General features: G+C 41.9%; 19 protein-coding genes, 3 tRNA genes and 1 pseudogene. 17 read left to right on the top strand and 6 right to left on the bottom strand.

The genetic code is table 11. From position 1 onward, the window contains the following. Positions 1-35: 35 nt before the first annotated feature. Complete coding sequence (locus H8796_RS03220; protein ID WP_004323663.1) at positions 36-1,346, bottom strand: anaerobic C4-dicarboxylate transporter family protein; 1,311 nt, start codon at positions 1,344-1,346, stop codon at positions 36-38. Positions 1,347-1,524: 178 nt separating this feature from the next. Here H8796_RS03220 and H8796_RS03215 point away from each other — a divergent pair, with 178 nt between their 5' ends. The 9 genes and pseudogenes from H8796_RS03215 to H8796_RS03175 all read left to right on the top strand — a co-directional run bounded on the left by H8796_RS03215 (position 1,525) and on the right by H8796_RS03175 (position 12,437). Next, positions 1,525-2,958 carry an aspartate ammonia-lyase gene (locus tag H8796_RS03215; protein WP_117936342.1) on the top strand — a complete coding sequence of 478 codons (1,434 nt, stop codon included), beginning with the start codon at positions 1,525-1,527 and terminating at the stop codon, positions 2,956-2,958. 228 nt (positions 2,959-3,186) lie between these two features. Beyond that, the gene (locus H8796_RS03210; protein WP_117936343.1) at positions 3,187-4,557 is read left to right on the top strand and encodes an FAD-dependent oxidoreductase; all 1,371 of its coding nucleotides are present in this window, start codon (positions 3,187-3,189) and stop codon (positions 4,555-4,557) included. A gap of 1,302 nt (positions 4,558-5,859) precedes the next feature. Continuing rightward, positions 5,860-6,291, top strand: coding sequence for a hypothetical protein (locus H8796_RS03205; RefSeq protein ID WP_117936345.1), 432 nt, complete (start codon positions 5,860-5,862; stop codon positions 6,289-6,291). Positions 6,292-6,313: 22 nt separating this feature from the next. Further along, a pseudogene (locus H8796_RS03200) lies at positions 6,314-6,421 on the top strand (type II toxin-antitoxin system RelE/ParE family toxin); the annotation flags it as partial. Continuing rightward, complete coding sequence (locus H8796_RS03195; protein WP_004307570.1) at positions 6,393-6,704, top strand: helix-turn-helix domain-containing protein; 312 nt, start codon at positions 6,393-6,395, stop codon at positions 6,702-6,704. The pseudogene H8796_RS03200 and the gene H8796_RS03195, both read left to right, overlap by 29 nt. Before the next feature lie 173 nt (positions 6,705-6,877). After that, positions 6,878-7,453, top strand: coding sequence for a porin family protein (locus tag H8796_RS03190; protein WP_117936347.1), 576 nt, complete (start codon positions 6,878-6,880; stop codon positions 7,451-7,453). Between the two features lie 191 nt (positions 7,454-7,644). Beyond that, entirely contained in the window at positions 7,645-10,101 is a 2,457-nt protein-coding gene (priA, locus tag H8796_RS03185; protein ID WP_074637439.1) for a primosomal protein N', read from the top strand. Positions 10,102-10,152: 51 nt separating this feature from the next. Further along, entirely contained in the window at positions 10,153-11,949 is a 1,797-nt protein-coding gene (locus H8796_RS03180) for a DUF4091 domain-containing protein (RefSeq protein WP_117936349.1), read from the top strand. Between the two features lie 17 nt (positions 11,950-11,966). After that, the gene (locus H8796_RS03175; RefSeq protein ID WP_004296375.1) at positions 11,967-12,437 is read left to right on the top strand and encodes a low molecular weight protein-tyrosine-phosphatase; all 471 of its coding nucleotides are present in this window, start codon (positions 11,967-11,969) and stop codon (positions 12,435-12,437) included. On the opposite strand, the gene H8796_RS03170 is transcribed toward H8796_RS03175, so the two are convergent. Continuing rightward, on the bottom strand, positions 12,412-14,484 hold the full coding sequence (locus H8796_RS03170) for an HD family phosphohydrolase (RefSeq protein ID WP_117936351.1): 2,073 nt from the start codon (positions 14,482-14,484) through the stop codon (positions 12,412-12,414). The two genes, H8796_RS03175 and H8796_RS03170, sit on opposite strands and share 26 nt — an antisense overlap. A 94-nt stretch (positions 14,485-14,578) precedes the next feature. Here H8796_RS03170 and gltX point away from each other — a divergent pair, with 94 nt between their 5' ends. Both gltX and H8796_RS03160 read left to right on the top strand, forming a co-directional pair. Continuing rightward, positions 14,579-16,096 carry a glutamate--tRNA ligase gene (gene gltX / locus H8796_RS03165; protein ID WP_117936353.1) on the top strand — a complete coding sequence of 506 codons (1,518 nt, stop codon included), beginning with the start codon at positions 14,579-14,581 and terminating at the stop codon, positions 16,094-16,096. A 13-nt stretch (positions 16,097-16,109) separates the two neighbouring features. Continuing rightward, positions 16,110-17,333 (top strand): 3-deoxy-D-manno-octulosonic acid transferase, encoded by a 1,224-nt coding sequence (locus H8796_RS03160; RefSeq protein ID WP_117936354.1) that lies wholly within the window; start codon positions 16,110-16,112, stop codon positions 17,331-17,333. Positions 17,334-17,502: 169 nt separating this feature from the next. Here H8796_RS03160 and H8796_RS03155 read toward each other — a convergent pair whose 3' ends face one another. The 4 genes from H8796_RS03155 to H8796_RS03140 form a co-directional block, all read right to left on the bottom strand. Then, complete coding sequence (locus tag H8796_RS03155) at positions 17,503-19,131, bottom strand: TlpA disulfide reductase family protein (protein ID WP_117936356.1); 1,629 nt, start codon at positions 19,129-19,131, stop codon at positions 17,503-17,505. Then, complete coding sequence (locus H8796_RS03150) at positions 19,128-20,339, bottom strand: peroxiredoxin (RefSeq protein WP_117936358.1); 1,212 nt, start codon at positions 20,337-20,339, stop codon at positions 19,128-19,130. The genes H8796_RS03155 and H8796_RS03150 overlap by 4 nt, the downstream gene beginning before the upstream one ends. 306 nt (positions 20,340-20,645) lie before the next feature. Then, a complete protein-coding gene (locus H8796_RS03145) occupies positions 20,646-21,158 on the bottom strand; it encodes a gamma carbonic anhydrase family protein (RefSeq protein ID WP_008997822.1) in 513 nt (170 codons plus the stop codon). A 150-nt stretch (positions 21,159-21,308) separates the two neighbouring features. Further along, complete coding sequence (locus H8796_RS03140) at positions 21,309-23,090, bottom strand: aminopeptidase P family protein (RefSeq protein WP_117936360.1); 1,782 nt, start codon at positions 23,088-23,090, stop codon at positions 21,309-21,311. A gap of 188 nt (positions 23,091-23,278) precedes the next feature. Here H8796_RS03140 and rpsU point away from each other — a divergent pair, with 188 nt between their 5' ends. The 6 genes from rpsU to H8796_RS03110 all read left to right on the top strand — a co-directional run bounded on the left by rpsU (position 23,279) and on the right by H8796_RS03110 (position 25,180). Beyond that, a complete protein-coding gene (gene rpsU / locus H8796_RS03135; protein ID WP_002558090.1) occupies positions 23,279-23,470 on the top strand; it encodes a 30S ribosomal protein S21 in 192 nt (63 codons plus the stop codon). A gap of 73 nt (positions 23,471-23,543) precedes the next feature. Further along, positions 23,544-24,425 carry a tyrosine recombinase XerC gene (gene xerC / locus H8796_RS03130; protein ID WP_117936362.1) on the top strand — a complete coding sequence of 294 codons (882 nt, stop codon included), beginning with the start codon at positions 23,544-23,546 and terminating at the stop codon, positions 24,423-24,425. A 15-nt stretch (positions 24,426-24,440) separates the two neighbouring features. Next, the gene (gene hpf, locus H8796_RS03125; protein WP_117936364.1) at positions 24,441-24,740 is read left to right on the top strand and encodes a ribosome hibernation-promoting factor, HPF/YfiA family; all 300 of its coding nucleotides are present in this window, start codon (positions 24,441-24,443) and stop codon (positions 24,738-24,740) included. Between the two features lie 97 nt (positions 24,741-24,837). After that, a tRNA-Thr gene (locus tag H8796_RS03120) sits at positions 24,838-24,911 on the top strand. A gap of 85 nt (positions 24,912-24,996) precedes the next feature. Further along, a tRNA-Tyr gene (locus tag H8796_RS03115) sits at positions 24,997-25,079 on the top strand. Between the two features lie 28 nt (positions 25,080-25,107). Then, a tRNA-Gly gene (locus H8796_RS03110) sits at positions 25,108-25,180 on the top strand. Positions 25,181-25,184: the final 4 nt, after the last annotated feature.

Genomic DNA, 25,184 nt, shown 5'->3' with positions numbered 1-25,184 from the left:
AACTGAATGATGTTTAGGTTAATAATATGAATCTATTAGAATATTTGTATAAAAAGCAAACCCAGTGCAATAGCCACAACGGTCGATACCAGACCGGGCATCATGAACGAATGATTCAACACATATTTGCCGATTTTTGTTGTCCCGGTACGGTCGAAATTAATCGCAGCCACCACGGTAGGATAATTCGGAATAAAGAAATATCCGTTCACGGCCGGGAATAAAGCGATCAGCATATAAGGAGAAATCCCCAACGCAATACCCAGAGGGACGAGTGCCCGGACAGTGGCAGCCTGGCTATATAGCAGGATAGACATCACAAACAGGGCGACACCGAACAACCACGGCATTTGTTGCACAATTCCCTGAATAGAGAGAGTCAACTGTCCCATATTTCCCTGAAGAAAGGTATCTCCCATCCAGGCAATACCGAAGATGGCAATCACCGCCTGCATACCTGCCGGAAATACAGAACCTTGCGTTGCCTTGATCCCGTCCGTCTTCGTTACTAACAGGATAATTGCGGCAGCCGACAACATCACGATTTCGATGATGGAAGACATTCCCAAGGTGACAATTTCCCCATCAATCAGGAAACTGGGGCGCATTCCTTCAAAAGAACCGAAAAGCACGATAAAAGCAGTTGCCAGTATAAAGATGATAACGGAAATCATTGCCGAACGTTTGTTCTTGACATTTTTAATCTCCACCTTTTTATTGTTGAATAAACCTTCTTTCAATCTTTTCTGATATTCGGGATCTTCCACCAGTTCCTTACCGATTCTCATGGAAAACAAAGCACCTACCAACACTCCGATGATGGTGGCGGGAATCGTAATTTTGAGAATGTCGAACAGGGTAATGTCGAATCCGGCTAAAAGTCCGAGAAGTGCCACCGTAGCGGCAGAGATCGGACTTGCTGTAATGGCCTGCTGGGAAGCGATGACGGCAATACCCAACGGACGTTCCGGACGGATTTTTGTTTCGGTGGCAACCTCTGCAATCACCGGCAGCACGGAATAAGCCACGTGTCCGGTTCCGGCTACAAAAGTAAAGAGGTAAGTCACCAGCGGACTAAGCAGAGTGACGTGTGAAGGATTTTTACGAAGCAAATGTTCTGCCAGTTTCACCATATAGTCCAAACCTCCGGCTGCCTGCATGCAGGAAGCGGCAGAGATTACGGCGGCAATCATTAACATAACGTCGATGGGAGGCGCAGTGGGTTGTAAACCAAAAACGAACGTGAGTATTGCCAACCCTACGCCTCCCATTACGCCAAGTCCGATACCTCCCAGGCGTGCGCCAATAATAATGGCTGTCAGAACAAATGCTAATTGTAATATCATAGATTGCTGTTTTAAGTTCAAAAACAAAGATAAGCGATTCTTGTCTTTGTATTTTCTTTTTCTTCTATTTACAACAAAAAAGTCTTTGAATAGTTTTTGCATATTTATTAAAACAATAACATCGCTGGTTGGTTATTATAAGAACTAACGAAAACGTTATTACTATAAAACAACCGATATGGAACAAAATTTATCAAAAAAAACTCGTACAGAGAGTGACCTGATAGGTAGTCGTGAAGTGCCGGAAAGTGCACTCTATGGAGTACAGACACTCCGTGGCATTGAAAACTTTCGCATCAGCAAGTTTCATTTGAATGAATATCCTTTGTTCATTCAGGCATTGGCCATTACGAAGATGGGAGCCACCGTTGCCAACCGTGAACTGGACTTATTAACCGAAGAACAAGCGGATGCTATCTTGAGAGCCTGTAAAGAAATACTCGAAGGAAAGCATCACGAGCAGTTCCCCGTAGATATGATTCAGGGAGGAGCCGGTACGACCACCAACATGAATGCCAATGAAGTGATTGCCAACCGGGCATTGGAACTGATGGGGCATCAGCGGGGAGAATATCAATTCTGTTCGCCTAACGATCACGTCAACCGTTCGCAATCTACCAACGATGCTTATCCAACAGCCATCCACATTGGACTGTATTATACTCATTTGAAATTGGTTAAGCATTTGGAGGTTCTGATCGAGTCTTTCCGGAAGAAAGCGAATGAGTTTGCACATGTCATCAAAATGGGGCGTACCCAACTGGAAGATGCCGTACCGATGACTCTTGGGCAAACCTTTAATGGCTTTGCAAGTATTCTGTCGCATGAAGTGAAGAATCTCGATTTCGCCGCACAGGATTTTCTGGCAGTCAATATGGGAGCAACGGCCATCGGAACAGGAATCACCGCCGAACCGGAATATGCGGAGAAGTGCATTGCCGCTTTGCGCAAGATTACGGGATTGGATATCAAACTTGCAGACGATTTGGTAGGAGCCACTTCGGATACTTCCTGCATGGTAGGCTATTCGGGAGCGATGAGGCGTGTTGCTGTTAAAATGAATAAGATATGTAATGACTTGCGGTTGCTGGCTTCCGGTCCGCGTTGCGGATTGGGAGAAATCAATCTGCCGGCAATGCAGCCGGGCTCTTCCATCATGCCGGGAAAAGTGAATCCGGTGATCCCTGAAGTGATGAACCAGGTGGCCTACAAGGTAATAGGAAATGACCTTTGTGTGGCCATGAGCGGTGAAGCAGCTCAAATGGAACTGAATGCAATGGAGCCGGTAATGGCACAATGCTGTTTCGAGTCTGCCGATCTGTTGATGAATGGTTTCGACACTTTACGCACGTTATGCATCGACGGCATTACGGCTAATGAAGAAAAATGCAGGAGAGATGTGCATAACAGTATCGGAGTAGTGACAGCCCTGAATCCGGTGATCGGATATAAGAACTCTACCAAAATAGCCAAAGAAGCATTGGAAACCGGGAAGGGAGTTTATGAACTTGTTTTGGAGCATAACATTCTTTCCAAAGAAGACTTGGATACTATCTTAAAACCGGAGAATATGATTAAACCGGTGAAGTTGGACATTCACCCGAATCGTTGATTGATATATAGTAAGTGGAGATTGGTTTAAGATGAGAAATCGCCGGGCAGATCATTGATCTGTTCCGGCGATTTTTGATTATTTATTACTTTGACTTTATACGGGAATAATTGCTAATTTATCCGGCGAAATGGTTATTGTTTATTACTTCGAAAGCGACGAACTTTGCAATATCATTCATTGTTAACCTAATAAGCAAGTATTGAACCCATTAAAAGTTATATAGATATGAATACATTTGATGTTATTATTATCGGTTTCGGTAAGGGAGGAAAGACCCTTGCGGCAGAGTTTGCAAAACGTGGGCGGAAAGTCGCCATTGTTGAACGTTCTGATAAAATGTATGGAGGAACGTGTATCAATATCGGCTGTATTCCGACAAAGACGTTGGTTCATCAGGCTAAAATTGCTTCCGGTATGAAAGACTCCACATTTGAAGAAAGAAGTGCGTTTTATCGCAATGCTATTGCTGTGAAGGAGTCTGTGACAAGTGCGTTGAGAGGCAAGAATTACCATAATCTGGCGGATCATCCTAATGTAACAGTTTATACAGGTGTAGGTTCTTTTGTATCTGCCGATGTGGTTTCTGTCCGTACATCTACTGAAGAAATATGGCTGACATCAAAGCAAATAATTATCAACACCGGAGCGGAAACAATAATTCCGCCTATTGAAGGAGTTGCGGACAATTCTTTGGTTTATACTAGTACTTCAATCATGGAATTGACCGATCTTCCCCGTCGGCTGGTTATTGTTGGCGGTGGTTATATTGGCTTAGAGTTTGCGTCTATGTATGCTTCGTTCGGTTCGCAGGTGACGGTGCTTGAGAGTTATCCGGAACTGATTGCTCGTGAAGACCGTGATATTGCTGCAAGTGTAAAAGAAACATTGGAGAAAAAGGGCATTGTTTTTCGGATGAACGCGAAGGTACAATCTGTGAAGCATGTTGAAAATAGGGCTGTCGTTGTCTTTTCTGACTCACAAACTGGTGAAGTGTTCGAACTTGAGGCTGATGCTGTTTTGTTGGCTACGGGGCGCAGACCCAATACGAAAGATCTGAATCTGGAAGTTGCCGGAGTGGAGACGGATGCACGTGGAGCGATCATTGTGGATGAATATCTGAAGACAACTAATCCGAATATACGTGCCGTGGGTGATGTGAAAGGTGGTTTGCAGTTCACCTATATTTCATTGGATGATTATCGGATTATCCGCGAAGATTTGTTTGGAGATAAGGAGCGGAAAACAAGTGACCGTAATCCGGTTGCTTACTCCGTATTTATTGATCCTCCGTTGGCGCGTATCGGATTGAATGAGGATGAGGCTCGTAAGCAGAATTTGGATGTGATTATCAAGAAATTGCCTGTTATGGCGATACCGAGAGCGAAGACATTGGGAGAGACGGACGGTTTGCTGAAAGCTGTCATAGATAAGAATACGGGAAAAATAGTAGGTTGTATGCTGTTTGCGCCTGATGCCAGCGAAGTCATCAATATAGTTGCTATGGCAATGAAAACAGGTCAGGATTATACTTTCCTGCGTGATTTCATCTTTACTCATCCCAGCATGAGCGAAGCGTTGAATGATTTGTTCTCATAAAGTAGTAAGAATACCTCTTTCTAGTTGCATACGCTGTGTGGGGACCATCCTGATTTCACTTGTCAGGTAAGTTGTGTTTTTCCCGTGATTACTGGTTGGCTAATTTCCGGTCAGTGGCAGCTTGAATTTGTTTAGAGGCTTGAAACAATCTGTTTAGAGGTGTGAAACAATCTGTTCGCAGGCTTGAAACTAAAGTTTCCCCTATGGGGGAACGATGGTTTCCCTACGGGGAAAATGTAGTTTCCTTACGGGGAAACTATAGTCTCTCACCGGGAAACAGTTAGTATCATTACATGAAACTTTAATTCGTCCTATTGGAAACTGTAACTTTCCTAATGGATAAGCCATTTGCAAACTTATATGGCATGATTCTTTCATCTGTATCTATACGCTCGTTTCACCTGTTGTTTCAGATGACATTAAACCATTGATCAGGTATTATCACACCATTTTTCATGTGTTAATACCTGATTTTTCAATTATTAATGGCTGAAGTCTAAAGTGTTAATACTTGGGGTGATAGCTGTTAATACTTCTTGTGAAAACAATTAATGCTCTGTATATCAGATGATAACGCCTCTCCGTAGGTGCCGATTAGTGGAAGCGTTTACGTGACGGTAGTGAGGGTAGAAAGTTACCCTCACCCTACTACCGCACTTACCCTCACACGTTGTAACCGCGATGAATAAAGGAATTGAGCGAAGGTGTGAGAGTGTGAGAGTAAAAACTGCTATAACTTTTATTTGTGAGAAATATTTCGATAATCAAGAACGAGAAGTAGAGTTGTCTTTTGTCAGATTCATTTTAATACATAACTTCCAGTATTTATTTCCATATTTCGACTGCGTTTCAAAAAAAACATATATCTTTGCGGTACGTTTTCAGCCCATCAGCGTGATGGAACAGGCAGAAAGCGGTTTTATTTCCTTATTGGAGTAAAAGCGTATTATCTCTCGATCTTAGAAATAGCCAATCCAAACAAAGAGAGATGATACGGTAGATACTCCACGTGAACGGATGTATATCAACATATTCGTAAGAGATGTGTTATATATAAACGATTGACGTGGGTGTCTGCTGTTATCATTATCTTTTGTGTGGGTGTAGCTAGCCTTAAGATCGGATAATGGTACGGCAGCATCTACGTCTTTCTTGTATTCGGCCGGTTATAAGTTGCCCCAATTTTAACCTAGCCAATCCCCACCCGGCGGACTGCAAAAAGCGTGGATGCTCGTTGTACTAATATACATGAATAAAATATTATTCATCCCTTATTTGTATCACACATAAAAAACAAACGCTATGGCACAATGGATTAGCATAGAAGAGGCAGCCGCTAAGTACGGATTCGAGACAGAATATATCTGGGTCTTGATAGAAATGCGAGAAATCACTGTGGACTACGAAAGGCCGGGCATCGACATCATCAGTGATGACAGTGTTCAGGAGTTTATGAGTCGAAATGAAAAAGGGGCTACCTTGATGTATATCGAAAAACTGGAACGCTATTGCATAGATAAATCAAAACTTTGTTCAATATACCTATCACTCTTGGGAAAACAAGATAAAGAAATCACAAGATATAAAGCAGCCGGAATCCTCTATGATACCTTACAAATCAAATGGCTGAAACAATGCGACCGAGTACAGAAGTTGGAAAAAGAACTCGTCTTGGGGCAGACTACTTGCTGTACCTGTTGGCTGAAAAGAATCTGTATGAAAATCAGGAAGTAGTATGAAAAAACTCGTTGACGGATTTAATTGTTTCCAGAAGAAGACACAGAAAACTCCGGAGACAGAAATAGATAAGGCATTAAAGATAAAGGAGGAATATTATGAGTACAAAAAACAACATGCTGACTGATATCAGCGCAGAACTTGACAGAGAGTTCGGAGCACCTGGAACTTCAGAACGTGAAAAGTTTGATGAAGAGGCATACGCTTTTTATACTGGTCAAATATTGTTGGATGCAAGGCGGGAAGCGAAAGTAACCCAATCAGAATTGGCTAAAAGAATCAATGCGACTAAATCGTATATTTCACGTATTGAAAGCGGAGCAATAAATCCTAGCGTAGGGACATTCTACCGAATAGTGAATGCACTAGGATTGAGGATTGAAATTGTAAAACCAATCATCGGTATATAAGTAAAGGAAAGGTGAATCTTCTTTGTAACTTCGATCTTCAAAAAGAGTAAATAAAAGGTACGGAGAACTGGAGCGGATCAACAACGGTGGCTTTAAATGAACAAACAACCGATAATTTGTGTTTATTTAATCTAAATATATATCTTTGTCCCGAATTATAAACACGTAAATTTATGAAAAAGATTTTTGGTGCTTTAATGATTGCTGTATGCATAGGTATGGCAATGCCTGCCCAAGCGCAGATACACTTTGGTGTAAAAGGAGGTTTGAACTTGTCAAAGGCAAGTCTCTCTAATATGGGCGACAACTTCAAGAAGGATAATTTCACTGGTTTCTTTATTGGTCCGATGGCCGAGTTTAATATTCCAATCGTAGGATTGGGGGTAGATGCTTCGTTGCTTTTTGCTCAAAGAGGTATAAAAGTTTCCGATGAAGACGGAGATATAACCATTAAGCAGAACGGTATTGATATTCCTGTAAACCTGAAATATACCATTGGTTTGGGAAGCTTGGCTGGTATTTATCTGGCTGCAGGTCCTGACTTTTATTTCGATTTTGAAAAGAAATCGGGAATTGATAAGAAGAAAGCTGAAGTAGGTATCAATGTGGGTGCCGGTTTGAAGTTGCTGAACCATTTGCAGGTGGGTGCTAATTACAATATCCCATTGGGTGATACAGCTGATATTGAAGGAACAAATGCTTCTTATAAGACTAAGACTTGGCAAGTATCTGTAGCCTATATTTTTTAAGTAGTCTATCGCTTTACCTAGTATATGAAAAAGAGTTTCCGATAACCGGAAACTCTTTTTTGTTTGGGAGTGTCCTGTTGCGCTCTCGAATATATTTCTTCCAATTCTCGTATGAAGCAGAGTTTTCTTTTTAAGTGTTCTCTCTCCCTTCTTTTAAATCCCCGTTTTTTTATTGTATTTTTGTAGCTGCAATGAAAAAGTATGTAGATGTCATATTACCGCTTCCGCTTCCGAAGAGTTTCACTTACTCTTTGCCGGATGAATGTGCGGAAGATGTGAAGATAGGCTGCCGTGTGGTAGTTCCTTTCGGGCGGAAGAAGTTTTATACGGCTATCGTCCTTAACGTTCATTATTGTGCTCCAACGGAGTACGAAGTGAAAGATATATCTGCATTGCTGGATGCTTCTCCCATTCTGTTACCCGCTCAATTCAAATTTTGGGAGTGGATAGCAGATTATTATCTCTGTACACAAGGCGATGTTTATAAAGCGGCACTTCCCTCCGGCCTGAAACTGGAGAGTGAAACGATCGTTGAATATAATCCTGATTTTGAAGCGGATGCGCCATTGCCGGAACGTGAGCAACGTATTTTGGATTTACTTGCCGTAGATTCGCAACAGTGCGTCACTAAACTGGAGAAGGACAGCGGCATCAAAAATATTCTTACCGTCATCAAGTCTCTGCTCGATAAAGAAGCGATTTTCGTAAAGGAAGAGTTGAGGCGTACTTATAAACCTAAAACAGAGGCACGGGTTCGGCTTGCGGGTACAGCGGATGAAAAGCGGCTCCATATCCTGTTTGATATTCTGTCTCGTGCTCCGAAGCAGTTGGCGTTACTCATGAAGTATGTGGAGTGTTCCGGTGTTTTAGGAGCGGGAACTCCGAAAGAAGTCTCCAAGAAAGAACTGTTGCAGCGGGCTAATGTGGCCCCTTCTGTATTGAATGGATTGGTGGATAAGAAGATTTTTGAAATCTACTACCATGAAATCGGGCGGTTGGATAAGCAGGAGAAGGAGATTGTTGAATTAAATCCTTTGAATGAGTTTCAACAGCGTGCATTTGATGAAGTCGTGCAGTCTTTTCAGGAGAAAAATGTCTGTCTGCTTCATGGGGTAACGTCCAGCGGTAAGACTGAAATTTATATCCATCTGATAGAAGAAGCGATTCGTCAGGGAAAGCAGGTGTTATATTTGTTGCCGGAAATTGCATTGACCACTCAAATCACGGAGCGTTTGCAACGGGTCTTCGGTGCTCGTCTGGGTATCTATCATTCTAAGTTCCCTGATGCCGAACGGGTTGAAATATGGCGGAAGCAACTGGGAGAGAACGGGTATGATATTATTTTGGGTGTTCGTTCTTCTATTTTCCTGCCTTTCCGAAATCTGGGATTGGTGATTGTGGACGAAGAGCACGAAAATACATATAAGCAACAAGATCCCGCTCCCCGCTATCATGCGCGTAGCGCGGCTATTGTACTGGCTGCCATGTACGGAGCTAAAACTTTGTTGGGTACGGCTACTCCCTCTATCGAGTCATGGCAGAATGCAAGAGAGGGAAAATATGGTTTCGTACAACTGAAAGAACGATATAAAGAAATCCAGTTGCCGGAGATTATTCCGGTGGATATCAAGGAACTGCATCGCAAAAAGCGGATGGTCGGACAATTCTCGCCACTCCTGATACAATATATGAAAGAGGCTTTGGAACAGAAAGAACAAGTGATTCTCTTTCAGAACCGTCGTGGGTTTGCTCCGATGGTGGAGTGTCGTACCTGCGGTTGGGTGCCTAAGTGTAAGAATTGCGACGTAAGCCTTACCTATCATAAAGGAATCAATCAATTAACCTGTCACTACTGCGGTTATACGTATCAACTGCCGAAATCCTGTCCTGCCTGCGAGGGTACGGAACTGGTGAACCGTGGTTTCGGTACGGAAAAGATTGAAGATGACATCAAAATCCTTTTCCCGGAAGCTGCCGTGGCCCGGATGGACTTGGATACTACACGTACCCGCTCGGCTTATGAGAAGATTATTGCAGACTTTGAGCAGGGAAAGACGGACATATTGATCGGTACGCAAATGGTATCAAAAGGGTTGGATTTCGATCATGTCAGTATAGTAGGTATATTGAATGCCGATACCATGTTGAATTATCCCGATTTCCGTTCCTATGAACGTGCTTTTCAGTTGATGGCACAAGTAGCGGGACGTGCCGGACGTAAGAACAAACGCGGACGGGTGGTATTGCAAACCAAGAGTATCGATCATCCTATCATTCATCAGGTCATTGCTAATGATTATGAAGATATGGTAGGCGGACAATTGGTGGAACGTCAGATGTTCCATTATCCTCCCTATTACCGGCTGGTATATGTTTATCTGAAAAATCATAATGAAGCGTTGCTGGATCAGATGGCGGCAGTGATGGCGGATAAGTTACGGGCAGTATTTGGCAATCGGGTATTAGGTCCGGATAAACCTCCTGTTGCCCGTATCCAGACTTTGTTTATCAAAAAGATCGTCGTCAAGATTGAGCAGAATGCCCCGATGGGACGTGCACGGGAATTGTTGTTACGTATCCAGCGCGAGATGTTGGCGGACGAACGCTATAAATCTTTGATTGTGTATTATGATGTAGACCCTATGTGATTGAAGAATTTTCCCCCATATAATAACCTTTATTAATTTAATTAACTAACCATGAAACGACTTACTATTTTTTCTCTGACTTGTCTCTTTAGTATGGGTGCAGTTTTTGCCCAGCAGGGAGTGACTCAATGTGGTGTTCCGACAGGACAACCGAAGTTCCCTTTACTGACTTATCAGGAGTTGCCTGATCCTACTGCACCTTCTGATAAAGAGTGGGCAGCGGTGACTTCCACCCAAGTTTCTTGGGGTACAACAGATGTACGGTATGCAAAACATCAACTCCCGCAGTTGAAAAAACAACAGACTGTTTCCCTGAAAGGTTGGCGTGGTGAGCGCATAAACGCGCAAGCCGTTGTATGGACAGGCGTAGAACTGAAAGACCTGAATTTCAGCTTTGGTGATTTCAAAGACAAAAAGGGAAATGTTCTTCCCAAAGATGCATTTACAGGTGGTTTTGTCCGTTATGTGATGACGGATGAATTGAATAAGGATGGGAGAGGTGCCTGCGGACACCGGAAGTCCATAGATTATGATTCATTATTGGTGGCCGATCCTATTGATACCAACCTGAAAACGATGGCTTTGCCCGCTCGTACTGTTCAACCGGTTTGGGTGCAGTGTTGGATTCCTCAATCGGTTACTCCCGGAACTTATCAAGGGGAACTGTTAATCAATGACGGCTCGCGTTTATTGCAACGCCTGAATCTCGAAATTACCGTTTCTTCCCGTGAACTTCCTCAACCTTCGGAATGGGCTTATCACTTGGATTTATGGCAAAGTCCTTATGCAGTGGCACGTTACTATCAGGTTCCTTTATGGAGTCAGGAGCATTTTGACGCCATGCGTCCTTTAATGAAAATGTTGGCAGATGCCGGACAGAAGATTATCACGGCTACTTTGACGCATAAACCCTGGAATGGTCAGACAGAAGATTATTTTGATACAATGGTCACTTGGATGAAACGGGCAGATGGAACATGGGCTTTTGATTATACTATCTTTGACCGCTGGGTGGAATTTATGATGAGTGTAGGCATTGACAAACAGATTAATTGTTACTCAATGGTTCCATGGGAATTGTCATTCCAATACTACGATCAGGCAACCAACTCTTTGCAATTCGTGAAAACTGCACCGGGTGAAGCGGCTTATGAAGAAATGTGGGGAGCGATGCTTGCCTCTTTCTCCAAGCATCTGAAAGAAAAAGGATGGTTTGATATCTGTGCTATTGCGATGGACGAACGTCCGATGGAAGTAATGCAGAAGACGTTGAAAGTGATTCGTAAAGCTGATCCGGATTTTAAAGTATCGTTGGCCGGAAACTATCATGAAGAGATTGAGCCCGATCTATATGATTATTGTATTGTTATCGGACAGAACTTCCCGGAAGAAGTGCGTCTGCGTCGTGTTGCCGAGAACAAGCGTACTAATTATTATACCTGCTGTACGGAAGCCCATCCCAACACGTTTACTTTCTCTGATCCTGCAGAAGCAGCCTGGATGAGTTATTATTCATCTAAGAAACATCTGGATGGTTATCTGCGTTGGGCATATAACAGCTGGCCATTGGAACCGCTGCTTGATTCCCGTTTCCGCAGTTGGGCAGGTGGAGATACTTATCTTGTATATCCGGGAGCTCGTAGTTGTATTCGTTTTGAACGTTTGATTGAAGGCATACAGGCGCATGAGAAGATCAATATCCTTCGTCAGGAATTTGAGAAAAAAGGAAATAAGGCCGGATTAAAGAAAATAGAAAAAATGCTTGCTCCGTTCAATCTGGGTAGTATGCCGGAAATCCCGGCGGCAGTAACCGTGAACCGGGCTAATCAGATACTGAACTCTTTTTGAGAAACAATCATGTATATATGAAGAAAATATTATTTGTCTGTTTAGGAAATATCTGCCGTAGCTCTACGGCTGAAGGCGTAATGCTTCATTTAATAGAAGAAGCGGGACTGGAAAAAGAATTTGTGATAGATTCTGCCGGAATCCTGTCTTATCATCAGGGGGAATTGCCGGATAGCCGGATGCGTGCTCATGCGGCCCGTCGCGGTTATCAATTGGTGCATCGTTCTCGCCCCGTCCGTACAGAAGATTTTTATAATTTTGATTTGATAATCGGTATGGACGACCGGAACATAGATGATTTGAAAGACAAAGCTCCTTCTCCCGAAGAATGGAAGAAGATTCATCGCATGACGGAGTATTGCACCCGTATTCCTGCAGATCATGTCCCCGACCCCTATTATGGAGGGGCCGAGGGTTTTGAATATGTACTTGATGTTCTTGAAGATGCTTGTGCAGGTTTGCTTACTTCTTTAACTCAGGATAACTGATCCGGGTGTGATAAGCAATCTTTAGTTTTTCTTTGAACACAGCTTTCACTGTTGCTATATCCTTGAAAGTGATAGGACATTCTTTAAAGTAACCTTCAGTGACCTGGGAATCGATAATCTTATCGACCAGGTTGCTGATTGTTTCTTCTGTATATTCCGGAAGACTGCGTGAGGCGGCTTCCACGGCATCCGCCATCATCAGGATAGCCTGTTCTTTGGTGAACGGATTCGGGCCGGGATAGGTGAACAGTTCTTCATTCGGTTCTTCGTCCGGATGCTCGTTCTTCCAGGAAATATAGAAATATTTTGTTTTTCCCCGTCCGTGATGCGTGCTGATAAAGTCTTTGACAGCTTTAGGCAGATTGTGTTTATCGGCTAACTTCAATCCATCCGTCACATGACTGATGACGACCTGCGCACTTTGTTCGTAATTCAGGTTCTTATGCGGGTTAACTCCTCCTGACTGATTTTCTGTGAAGAAAGCAGGGTTTTCCATCTTACCAATATCATGATACAAAGCTCCTGTACGTACTAACTGGCTTTTAGCTCCAATACGGATGGCTGCTTCCGCAGCAAGATTGGCCACTTGCATGGAATGTTGGAATGTTCCCGGAACCGTCTCGGACATTTGCCGCAAAAGGTCATTATTGATATTCGAAAGTTCTACCAACGTTACATTGGAAGTAAATCCGAAAGTCTTTTCCAATAAAAAGAGTAAAGGATAGGTGAATAATAACAGAATTCCATTGATGATGAAGTAAGTGTACATTCGTATGTTCAACTTCGAGAAGTCGGTGGAAAGGCCGTTCTCTGTCATCAATTCGAAGGCGAAATAAATGGCTGCATAAGTCAGTATAACTAGTAAAGCCGTCCGGAAAAGTTGGGACCTTTGCGATAATTCTCTTAAACTGAATATCGCCACCAATCCTGCTGCCAACTGTGTCAGAATGAATTCATGCGGAAAGCGTAAGGATATGGAACATATTAATATAGTAATGACATGCGTCAGGAAAGCAGTCCTCGAATCAAGAAAGACGCGGATGATAATAGGTAGCATCGCGTACGGGATGATATACACATTAAATAGATTATGTGTTACCATGAAAGCGGTTATGACACTGTAAAATACAATCAACGTGAATAGCAATGACAGACTGCCTTTCCGTTGATAGTAGTCTTTTCGGAACAGGTCGAGATAAAGCATAAAACAAAGCATCAGCATTCCTACAAACAGAATCTGTCCGCCGAGAATCAGACGGTTCTGTCCCATGGACTCATTTCGTTTGATGGATTCTTTGCGTAATGACTCCAGGATATTATAGGTATGCGGACTGATGATTTCCCCCCGGTCAATAATCTTTTGCCCGCTGACTACTAATCCGTTTGCCCAGGAATAGTTGTTCAGGATTTCTTCTTTGGCAGTCTGGGTACGTTCCTCGTCAAAGGTAAGGTTGGGGGTGATGTATTCGTTCAGTGAACATTGCCTTAAAATTTCCCGGTTGAAATGAGTGGAGTCTGCTGTCAGCAAGTGCTCATAGGCTTTTTGTACCGTGTAAAGATTCTCGGTAGCCTGTGGATTAGCCAGTTTGTCATCAATCACCATGACAGATGAAGTGCTGTCCTTGTGAAGCTGCTGTATATTCTCTGTCGAAACGATACCTGCCTGATAGATTTCTTTTAAAGTGCGTTCGACATACCGCAAATAATCGATGGAAGGGAGAATGCCTTTCAGATTCGTGTGGTAATTTTCTTTCAGCTTGGCGATTGCGTCTTTCTCTATGTTTTTATCCAGTTGATAATAAGGTTGGAAGAAAGCCATCAGGCTATCTTGTTCCCTTTTTACTACTGCATCCTCTTTATAAATAGGAAAGTCGAAAGTCGCGATCAACTGTCCGTATTTCCAGGGCTTGTTGATGTCGAACTGGTAATTGAATTTTCCGTCACGTGGCAGGAAATAGACAATCAGCGCCACAGTGCCCACAAATAGCAGTGATTTATATAGTAAATCTCTCCATGAAAATCTTTTTTTCTTCTTCAAATGTTCCATATCCACTGAAATTTTTGCGAAAAGTACAAAAAAAAACAATAGTGTGGAAAAAAAGGTTTAATTTTGCCACGATTTACCTATACTAACCCAAATTATGGCAGAAAGAAAAGTAAGAGTTCGTTTTGCTCCAAGTCCTACGGGAGCATTGCACATCGGTGGTGTGCGTACAGCTTTGTATAATTATCTATTTGCACGTCAACACGGCGGAGACTTGATATTTCGTATTGAAGACACTGACTCTAACCGGTTCGTTCCGGGAGCGGAAGAGTATATACTTGAATCTTTTAAGTGGTTGGGTATCCACTTTGACGAGGGAGTGAGCTTTGGTGGTGAACACGGTCCGTACCGTCAGTCGGAGCGCCGCGAAATCTACAAGAAATATGTGCAGATTTTGCTGGAAAATGGAAAAGCTTACATCGCTTTTGATACTCCGGAGGAACTGGACGCTAAGCGTGCTGAAATTGCTAACTTCCAATATGATGCATCTACCCGTGGTATGATGCGCAATTCATTAACTATGCCGAAAGAAGAGGTGGATGCACTGATTGCTGAAGGCAAACAATATGTGGTTCGTTTCAAAATCGAACCGAATGAAGATATACATGTAAACGACCTGATTCGTGGCGAAGTAGTAATCAACTCATCTATTCTGGATGACAAAGTACTTTATAAATCGGCTGACGAACTGCCTACTTACCATTTGGCAAATATCGTGGATGACCATTTGATGGAAGTTTCCCACGTGATTCGTGGTGAAGAATGGTTGCCTTCCGCTCCTTTGCATGTGTTGTTGTACCGTGCTTTCGGTTGGGAAGATACGATGCCGGAATTTGCTCACCTGCCCTTGTTATTGAAACCGGAAGGTAATGGAAAATTAAGCAAGCGTGACGGTGACCGTCTCGGATTCCCTGTATTCCCATTGGAATGGCACGATCCGAAATCCGGAGAAATCTCTTCAGGTTATCGCGAATCCGGTTATTTACCCGAAGCTGTGATTAATTTCCTGGCTTTATTGGGATGGAATCCGGGTAATGATCTGGAAGTGATGTCGATGGATGAATTGATTAAATTGTTTGATCTTCACCGTTGCAGCAAGTCGGGAGCTAAGTTCGACTATAAAAAAGGAATATGGTTCAATCATCAATATATACAGCAGAAACCTAACGAAGAAATTGCGGAACTGTTCTTGCCTTTCTTGAAAGAACAAGGCGTAGAGGCTCCTTTCGAAAAGGTGGTGACTGTGGTTGGCATGATGAAAGACCGGGTAAGTTTCATTAAAGAACTGTGGGATGTATGTAGCTTCTTCTTTGTGGCTCCTACCGAATATGATGAAAAGACGGTAAAGAAACGCTGGAAAGAAGATTCTGCAAAATGTATGACCGAATTGGCAGAAGTGATTGCCGGTATTGAAGATTTTAGCATTGAAGGACAGGAAAAAGTTGTTATGGACTGGATTGCAGAGAAAGGTTACCATACCGGTAATATCATGAATGCTTTCCGTCTGACGTTGGTGGGTGAAGGAAAAGGCCCGCACATGTTCGATATTTCCTGGGTATTGGGCAAAGAGGAGACGATAGCTCGTATGAAACGGGCGGTAGAGGTTTTGAAGTAATCGACACAGTACTATGCTTTACAACCTGGCAATAGTCATTTATGACTTTATCGTCCATTTGGCTGCTCCGTTTAGCCGCAAGCCCCGGAAGATGATGAAGGGGCATTGGGTGGTGTATGAACTCTTACGCCAGCAAGTGGAAAAAGGAGAGCAGTATATTTGGTTTCATGCTGCTTCACTGGGGGAGTTTGAACAAGGACGCCCTCTGATAGAAATGATTCGTGAGAAATATCCTAACTATAAGATATTGCTGACATTTTTCTCTCCTTCCGGTTATGAAGTGCGCAAGCATTACCGGGGGGCGGATATTGTCTGCTATCTGCCGTTTGATAAGCCGAGGAATGTGAAGAAGTTCCTGGATATTGCAAATCCTTGCATGGCGTTCTTTATCAAATATGAGTTTTGGAAGAATTATCTGGATGAGCTGCACAAGCGCCGTATTCCGGTATATAGTGTGTCGTCTATTTTCCGTCGCGAACAAATATTCTTTAAATGGTACGGTGGTACTTATCGCAATGTCTTGAAAGATTTCGATCATCTGTTTGTTCAGAATGAGGCATCCAAACGTTATTTGTCGAAAATCGGCATCAGTCGTGTGACAGTAGTGGGGGATACCCGTTTTGACCGTGTACTGCAAATCCGCGAAGAGGCTAAAGAGCTCCCGTTGGTGGAGAAGTTTAAAGGAAACAATTCTTTTACTTTCGTTGCAGGAAGTTCATGGGGGCCTGATGAGGATTTATTCCTCGAATATTTCAATAATCATCCGGAAATGAAATTGATTATTGCTCCGCATGTGATCGATGAGAATCACCTGGTTGAGATCATCGGTAAACTGAAGCGTCCGTATGTGCGCTATACCCGTGCTGACGAAAGAAATGTATTGAAAGCGGATTGCCTTATAATAGACTGCTTCGGTCTGTTATCCTCTATTTACCGCTATGGTGAAATAGCTTATATCGGCGGTGGTTTCGGGGTAGGAATCCACAACACCTTGGAAGCGGCTGTATATGGTATTCCGGTGATTTTCGGACCGAAGTATCAGAAATTCATGGAGGCTGTTCAATTGCTGGAAGCAAAAGGAGCCTATTCTATCAAAGATTACGATGAGCTGAAAACTTTGCTGGATCGTTTCCTGACAGATGAGGTCTTTTTGCGCGAAACTGGAACGAATGCCGGTTATTATGTGACTAGCAATGCCGGTGCGACGGAGAAGATTATGCACATGATTAATTTCTAAATATATTGTATCGATTAACGTAAGCCTTGATATAAGAGGGCAGTGCAAAAAACTTATAATAAATGAAGAATCACCTTTACCACAACTATCTGTGCTAAAGGTGATTCTTCATTTATAAGGTAGTTTAGGTACACTCCTCATTGTTTTTCTATATTGGTAGGCAGGCACTTTATTTGTTGACTTCTAACTCTAGCAGCTTTTTCAACTCTTTGGCTGTTACGTGAGTGAATTGTTTTGTAATATTTCCTTTTTTATCTATTATCAGGTACATCGGTAATCCCGTCATCTGAAAATGACTCCAAAGATAACCCCACTGTTCTTTATTCAGCCAGTAATGTTCTCCGGAAATATCTTGTATTAGTATATCCCAAGTGCTTTTTATAGAACTGGGACCTGTGAGGTAAATGAAAGCAACTTTGTCTTCACCTATTTCTTTCTTTAGTGGCTCATATTCTTTGATGATTTGTCGGCATCCACCACACCAGGTAGCCCAAAAGTCGATAAATTGCACCTTCCCTTTGTGGCGGGCAATGAGAGCGGTCAGCAGTTCCTTTTCCGGGACCTGTGGTGCTTTGCAAACAGCGAATTTCTTAGTTGTCGTTTTTTGTCGGGGTTGCATCTGTTGGTTCATGTCTTGAATGATACCTAAGAAAATAGGATTTGTTATTTCCGAAGCCATGATTTCCTGCGAGGTGGTCAGAGGTTTTAGGTTGTATAAGCTGGAACGCATATAGAGTGCCCGTACGTAGTCAACTATTAAACTAGTGCTGTCTTGCATGATGTTGCTAAGACGTTCTTTTGCTTTGGAGAATGATTCCCATCTGAATTGGTCAGCTTCTTTGGCGTATTTCACATTAAGTGCCATTAGTTCGTTTCCTTGCTGAAAGGGGATGCCTGTTTTGAAGGCCGTTTCATATTGATGGATAAGTGTCTGTTCCTCTTTTGTGAGTGGTGCATTTTTCAATAGATTTTTTTCGTAAGCGAGTGGATCTTTATGTGTATCATATAAATCCATAACCGCATTACGGTAATTATAACAATAGAGTGCTAAAGGGTGATTAACAGGAAAATCCTTCAGGTAATTGTAGAAATCATCAGGCAAATGCACATCGAGGAAAGCGGCAAAAGCTTGTTCCCGTGTAATGTTTTTCTTCTTCTGATAAGCTGTTTGCAGGCAATAGTGGGTTGCCTGTAGATTTTCCAGACAATCAAATGCGCATGAGAGATTGGCTAGTGTGCGAGTATCTTCGCAGAATTGTAGCTGTGCGTTATTGTGCATTACATATCGTTTGTATTGGTTGATGCAGCGTTTCTTGAATTCATTGGCACTGATACCTGCAATGGAATCTAATAGGTCGCCATTGCTATAAACAGGAGGTATCTTTGTTATCAGTTCCGGCTGACACCATTCATTGTTAATGGTAGCATACTGGCCGCTAAAAACGAATTGTTTTCCTTGAGGATTACTTAGATTGATTGATACATTTGTTTCTTTTCCGGGACTTAATAGAATGACTAAATCTGCATTCCCTATTATCATTCGTATTTGTGTATCGTGGTAGAGGGGGATATTGATCTTGAAACTTCCGTTTGTTTCAACAGTCGGATAAAGAGTTTCGGCTGTTCCCATCACGATATTGGGAGCTCCGATTTTGAATGTCAGATTATCATTCGGATTGTAATTTGCTATCCTGCCGCTTAGAATAGCTTGTCCCTTCTGATATTCGGGAACCGGTAATTGAGCTTGTGTCATGTTGAATAACAAAGACAGGCAAAAAAGGATAAATAGTCTTCTCATAGTAGTTCTTTTATTGCATTTATTATTTCTTTATCAGTATTTTCTTTACTATAGCCTCTGATTACTTTTCGTATGATTCGTTCTTGGTCCATAATGAAAAAGTAAGGAGCAGCACCACCTGTCTGATATTCTTTGATAATTTCATTGGTTGCATTTAGAATGGTATAATTCAATTCTTTTCGGTTTGCATAGTTCCGGATAGCAGATGTTTTTCGACTCCAGGATTCTATGGCAATGAGATCAAACTCTTCACTATTGAATGAATCTTTTAACTGTTTTAAAAAAGGAATAGCTGCCTGACAAGCACCACAACCGATACCAGTAAAGTTGATGAGTACGACTTTGCTTTTGTAGTCGGCTAATGATACGGGTTGTGCTTCTATGTTTTCTAATATCCAAGTAGGAGCTTTTTTACCGATAAGTTCGGAGGCTGATGGATCTCCGTCTTTCTTATGGAGGTCGCTGTATTTTACTATTTCATAATCTTCCGGGAAATAATGAGCTGTATTGAAGTCGTTGATTGCTAAATTATTAATCTGAAGATCCGAACACGTTGAAACGCTAATGTCATGGGACATTTCTCTTCGTTTCTTATAAGGTAGATCGTTCGATTTATCAATCCATAGTTCGTATATGGAAGTCGTATTGCCAATGTCGAATGGAGGAAGAGGCAGGTGATAAGCTTTCCCAAAGAATTCAACCTGCTGATTTTCATCAATTACTAATTTGAAATAGTAATTATTGCCTTCGTCTTTTAGTTCTAGTGTAGTATGATCTTTGGTAGTAAGTGCATATTGAATGATGTTCTTTGCGTGGTTGAAGAATGGAGGGCTCACAGGTCTGAAAGGAAGTGGCCTGAATGTAAAATCATCAATTACTAATTTCTTGTTATCATGATAGGTCAATGCTCTTATGTTGCCGTCATAATAAAAATCCATCTTTGTTGTATCATTGGCATCCAGTGAAACATAACTTGCACCTATGGTCGAGTCCATGGGATTATTGTATTCTTTAACGAATCCATGCAGGATGGACAATGCTGTTGAATCGCCATGCTGCCAGCTTTCATTAGTGATGTTATATGTGGCGGATTCAACCTTTTCCAGTTTGGTAAGTACCTTCTTTAAATATTCTTTTCCGGAGTTTTGGGCATAGATGGTGGGCAGTGCCGTAAGAAAGAAGATGATAAGTAGTAGTTTGATTCTCATAAGTGATGTAGAGTTATATGTTTCTATATTATATGTGTTACTTTGATAGATTTATAAATCTACGAATAATTCGTAATTTATCTATATCCAATAGGTTAAATAACTTGAATACGGAAAATTTACGAATAACTCAACAGAATGGATTGATTGGAGTTGAATAATATAGCGGGAGAATGATGGGAGACAGCTAAAAATAGAATGAGAAATAATTATATGAATGTTATTAGGTGGATAAAAAAATGAGAGATACTTGTTTTGAAATGTATCTCTCATCTTATAACTGTTTAGTTATCTGATGTTTATCTTCTACTTATACCATTGAGAATACATCAGATAATTGTGAGCGATCTTCTGATTAAGCTCTTTGGCTTGCTCGGGGTCTACGTTTTTGATAAACTTGGCAGGTACTCCTCCCCAGATGCTTCCGGGTTCAATAATGGTATTGCTTAATACCAACGAACCGGCAGCAACAATTGCGCCTTCTCCCACTACGGCATGGTCCAGAATGGTTGATCCCATTCCAACTAGAGCATAGTCTTTGATGGTTGCCCCATGGATTGTGACATTGTGTCCTACAGATACATGGTCGCCTATTTCAATAGTCGATTTCTGGTATAATGTATGCAAGACACTTCCGTCTTGGATGTTAACGCCATTGCCGATTCGTATAGAGTTGACATCCCCTCTTAATACGGTACTAAACCAGATGCTACAATCATTTCCTATTTTTACATCTCCTATAATAGTTGCGTTATCTGCGAGAAAACAGTTTTCTCCGATTTCGGGAGTGAATCCGCGTACTGATTTTATTAAAGCCATGAGATTTGTTTGATTTAATAATGTTTTTTAGTTGATACTATGTTATGTTGTCCGACACCCGGGTGTCGGTCGTCCTGACACCCGGGTCTTGGTAAGCTTGACATCCGGGTGTTGGGTGTGCTGACACCCGGGTGTCAGACATCTTATTTCTTAAATAGAAGTAGTTGCTTCCTGTAACCAAGTTTTTTCTTCTTCGTTAAGATCTGGAGATAGCTTTTCGTAAACAGTCTGATGGTAATTATTCAGCCATTCGATTTCCTCCTTTGTCAACATCTCCTTGATGATCCCCTTTTTACAGATAGGACATAAAGTGATAGTCTCAAATTTAAGATATTCTCCAAACATTCCCTCTCCATCTTTGCAGACTAACGTCAGATTTTCCGTACGTATCCCGTGACTGCCTGCCTTATAAACACCGGGTTCGTTGGATGTAACCATGCCGGGCTGAAGAATTACAGGGTTCTCATTCATACGAATGCTTTGTGGGCCTTCGTGTACACTCAAGAAATGCCCGACGCCGTGCCCTGTGCCATGAAGAAAGTTCATTCTGTGATTCCAGATAGGCATACGCGCCAGTACATCGAGTTGCGCGCCACGGGTTCCGGCTGGGAATTTGGCCATAGCCAATGCTATGTGTCCCTTTAATATTAAGGTATAATCCGTCTTTTCCTCTTCTGTCAGTTCGCCTAATGCGATGGTACGAGTGATGTCAGTGGTTCCGTCCAAATATTGTGCCCCTGAATCTAAGAGTAGGAATCCTTTAGGCTGAAGAGTTACATCGCTTTCCGGTGTTGCCGAATAATGCACGATTGCTCCGTGCTCTTTATATCCTGCAATGGTGTCGAAACTTTCTCCCATGTAGAGAGGCTGTGCTGCTCTGAATTCATGCAGCTTTTTATCTATACTTAATTCAGTTTCTTTTCCGGTGGATACAGATTCTTTCAGCCACTTGAGAAATCTGACAAGTGCCACTCCATCCCGTTGCATGGCAGCATGGATGCCGGCTATTTCCTGTTCATTACGAATGGCTTTCAATAATGTGACGGGAGACTCGCCACGAATAATGGAACATTTCGGATTAATGGCCGAGTAAATCGCATAATTCGTTTTCCGTGGATCAATAAGAATATTTTCTCCGGAGAAAGAATTCAAGAATGTCTCTACCTCATCATATTTCTGTATTCCTATTTGTTGTTTCTTCAGATAAGTCTCGACCTCCGGCGTCACTTTTTCCGGAGAAATGAAGTAAGTTACCTCATCCTGTGTAATTAACAGGTAGCTCACTATGACTGGATTGCAATGTACATCGTTTCCTCGTAGATTGAGAGTCCATGCTATTTCGTCTAGTGCAGATATGAATAAAGCATAGACGCCTTTTTTCTTCAACTCCGCACGGATGGCGGATATTTTTTTTTCGCAGCTTTTTCCTGCATATTTGATATCATAAATAAAGGCTGGAGAGTCAGGTATGGAGGGACGGTCTTTCCAGATGTTTTTTAATGGATCTCCAAATATATCTACCTGTAACTGATGTGCCGCTAGTTCTTCTTTCATTTGTTCTACCTGTTGCACGGAGAACATTTTCCCGTCGATGCTTACAGATTCTCCGGGTTTTAAGTGCTGGCAGAGAAATTCTGTTATGCTTGGAGTTTCCGGCAGCATCTCTTTGTAGAGTGTGATGCCGCTGCCTTCCAGCTCTTTCTCTGCCTGAAGGAAGTAACGTGAGTCGGTCCATAATCCCGCTTTGTCCATCAGGATGACCGCTGTTCCTGCGGAACCTGTGAAACCGGAAATCCATTCACGTGACATCCAGTGGGGAGCCACATACTCACTAAGATGAGGGTCGGTGCTGGGGATAATGAATGCTTTGATGTAATTGGGATGGAAGGTCATGCGCAAAGCGTGTACTCGATCTTTTATGTTCTGTTTCATACCTTATTATATTATTATAGACATGTAAGTGTTTCAAAGGTACTAACTTTCTGCATTTAATGACTTGTTTATGAATAGTTTTTGAGAAATATTTGCCGAAAGTTTTGTGAATAAAGAAAGTATGTGTAATTTTGCGGCGCAATTTGACTGCGGAATTTTTTTAATCATAACATATTAATAGTAACAAAATGATTGTAGTACCTGTAAAAGAAGGCGAAAACATTGAAAAAGCGCTGAAGAAGTTCAAAAGAAAATTTGAGAAAACTGGCATCGTAAAAGAATTGAGAAGCAGACAGCAGTTTGACAAACCGTCTGTAACTAAAAGACTTAAGAAAGAACGCGCAGTTTACGTACAACAACTTCAGCAAGTAGAAGATTAATAATTCGTAATTTCCTTTGAATTATTGAATTCTTTTCATACATTCGTTGCACGATTTTAGATGTAGCGATATTATGTTGATAGAATCTTTTCTTGATTATCTCCAGTATGAGCGGAACTATTCTGAAAAAACCGTTCTTGCGTACGGTGAAGATATAAAGCAACTGCAGGAGTTTGCTCAGGAAGAGTATGGAAAGTTTAATCCGTTAGAGGTCGAGGCGGAACTGATTCGTGAATGGATTGTTTCATTGATGGATAAAGGGTATACCTCAACTTCTGTAAATCGTAAGCTAAGTTCGCTCCGAACGTTTTACAAGTATCTCATAAGACAGGGAGAAACGACTATAGATCCTTTGCGTAAAATAAAAGGACCTAAAAACAAAAAGCCGTTGCCTGTGTTCTTAAAAGAGAACGAAATGAATCGGTTATTGGATGATACGGATTTTGGCGAAGGATTTAAAGGTTGTCGGGACCGGTTGGTGATTGAAGTGTTTTATGCTACTGGCATGAGACTTTCAGAATTAATAGGTTTGGATGATAAGGATGTGGATTTTTCGGCTTCTCTTCTGAAAGTGACCGGGAAAAGAAATAAGCAACGACTGATACCGTTTGGTGATGAACTGCGGGAGTTGATGCTTGAGTATATTAATGTAAGAAACGAAACGATTCCGGAAAGGTCGGAGGCTTTCTTTATTAGAGAGAATGGCGAACGGCTTTATAAGAATCTGGTCTATAATTTAGTGAAACGGAACCTGTCAAAGGTGGCAACGCTGAAGAAAAGGAGTCCTCACGTGTTGAGGCATACTTTTGCTACCACAATGCTGAATAATGAAGCAGAATTGGGTGCGGTAAAAGAACTTTTGGGTCACGAGAGCATTACGACTACCGAGATCTATACGCATGCCACATTTGAAGAACTTAAAAAAGTGTATAAACAAGCTCATCCAAGAGCTTAAAAAAAGGAGGTAAGTATGGATATTAGAATTCAATCAATTCACTTTGATGCGTCAGAGCAATTGCAGGCATTTATTCAGAAGAAAGTGTCCAAGTTGGAAAAATATTACGAAGATATAAAGAAAGTAGAGGTGTCATTAAAGGTAGTAAAACCAGAAGTTGCTGAAAATAAAGAAGCAGGCATTAAAATATTAATCCCCAATGGAGAGTTTTATGCAAGCAAAGTATGCGATACATTTGAAGAGGCAATTGATTTAGATGTGGAAGCGCTCGGAAAACAGCTGGTTAAATACAAGGAAAAGCAACGTAGCAAATAAAAAAATCCCAAATATTTTGCGGGAAAGAAATAAATAACTAAATTTGCAGCCGTTTCGCTCGCGTTAGAACGTGACGGTTGCATTTTTTAGTAAGTTTGCCTCTTTAGCTCAGTTGGCCAGAGCACGTGATTTGTAATCTCGGGGTCGTTGGTTCGAATCCGACAAGAGGCTCAAAAAGAAACCGAAGAACAAAGATAGAACATCTGTCTTTATTATATTGTTTGAAAATAGTTCTTTTATTTCTTGATTTTGAAAAGGGCAAATACCAGAGTGGCCAAATGGGGCAGACTGTAAATCTGCTGGCTTACGCCTTCGGTGGTTCGAATCCATCTTTGCCCACAATCAGAGTGACAACTTTGGCAAGAATGCGGAAGTAGCTCAGTTGATAGAGCATTAGCCTTCCAAGCTGAGGGTCGCGGGTTTGAGCCCCGTCTTCCGCTCTCT

Origin of the sequence: Bacteroides sp. M10 (genome assembly GCF_014334015.1) — a bacterium.
Classification (GTDB): domain Bacteria; phylum Bacteroidota; class Bacteroidia; order Bacteroidales; family Bacteroidaceae; genus Bacteroides; species Bacteroides intestinigallinarum.
The sequence above is the reverse complement of the archived record's forward strand: the minus strand, read 5'-3'. Positions and strand labels throughout refer to the sequence as shown.

Coding starts and splice junctions, on each gene's coding strand:
- gltX (WP_117936353.1), top strand. CDS start 14,579: ATGGCAGAAAGAAAAGTAAGAGTTCGTTTTGCTCCAAGTCCTACGGGA.
- hpf (WP_117936364.1), top strand. CDS start 24,441: ATGGATATTAGAATTCAATCAATTCACTTTGATGCGTCAGAGCAATTG.
- H8796_RS03150 (WP_117936358.1), bottom strand. CDS start 20,339: ATGAGAATCAAACTACTACTTATCATCTTCTTTCTTACGGCACTGCCC.
- priA (WP_074637439.1), top strand. CDS start 7,645: ATGAAAAAGTATGTAGATGTCATATTACCGCTTCCGCTTCCGAAGAGT.
- H8796_RS03190 (WP_117936347.1), top strand. CDS start 6,878: ATGAAAAAGATTTTTGGTGCTTTAATGATTGCTGTATGCATAGGTATG.
- H8796_RS03195 (WP_004307570.1), top strand. CDS start 6,393: ATGAGTACAAAAAACAACATGCTGACTGATATCAGCGCAGAACTTGAC.
- H8796_RS03160 (WP_117936354.1), top strand. CDS start 16,110: ATGCTTTACAACCTGGCAATAGTCATTTATGACTTTATCGTCCATTTG.
- H8796_RS03220 (WP_004323663.1), bottom strand. CDS start 1,346: ATGATATTACAATTAGCATTTGTTCTGACAGCCATTATTATTGGCGCA.
- H8796_RS03175 (WP_004296375.1), top strand. CDS start 11,967: ATGAAGAAAATATTATTTGTCTGTTTAGGAAATATCTGCCGTAGCTCT.
- H8796_RS03180 (WP_117936349.1), top strand. CDS start 10,153: ATGAAACGACTTACTATTTTTTCTCTGACTTGTCTCTTTAGTATGGGT.
- H8796_RS03140 (WP_117936360.1), bottom strand. CDS start 23,090: ATGAAACAGAACATAAAAGATCGAGTACACGCTTTGCGCATGACCTTC.
- H8796_RS03210 (WP_117936343.1), top strand. CDS start 3,187: ATGAATACATTTGATGTTATTATTATCGGTTTCGGTAAGGGAGGAAAG.
- H8796_RS03205 (WP_117936345.1), top strand. CDS start 5,860: ATGGCACAATGGATTAGCATAGAAGAGGCAGCCGCTAAGTACGGATTC.
- H8796_RS03155 (WP_117936356.1), bottom strand. CDS start 19,131: ATGAGAAGACTATTTATCCTTTTTTGCCTGTCTTTGTTATTCAACATG.
- H8796_RS03170 (WP_117936351.1), bottom strand. CDS start 14,484: ATGGAACATTTGAAGAAGAAAAAAAGATTTTCATGGAGAGATTTACTA.
- rpsU (WP_002558090.1), top strand. CDS start 23,279: ATGATTGTAGTACCTGTAAAAGAAGGCGAAAACATTGAAAAAGCGCTG.
- H8796_RS03145 (WP_008997822.1), bottom strand. CDS start 21,158: ATGGCTTTAATAAAATCAGTACGCGGATTCACTCCCGAAATCGGAGAA.
- xerC (WP_117936362.1), top strand. CDS start 23,544: ATGTTGATAGAATCTTTTCTTGATTATCTCCAGTATGAGCGGAACTAT.
- H8796_RS03215 (WP_117936342.1), top strand. CDS start 1,525: ATGGAACAAAATTTATCAAAAAAAACTCGTACAGAGAGTGACCTGATA.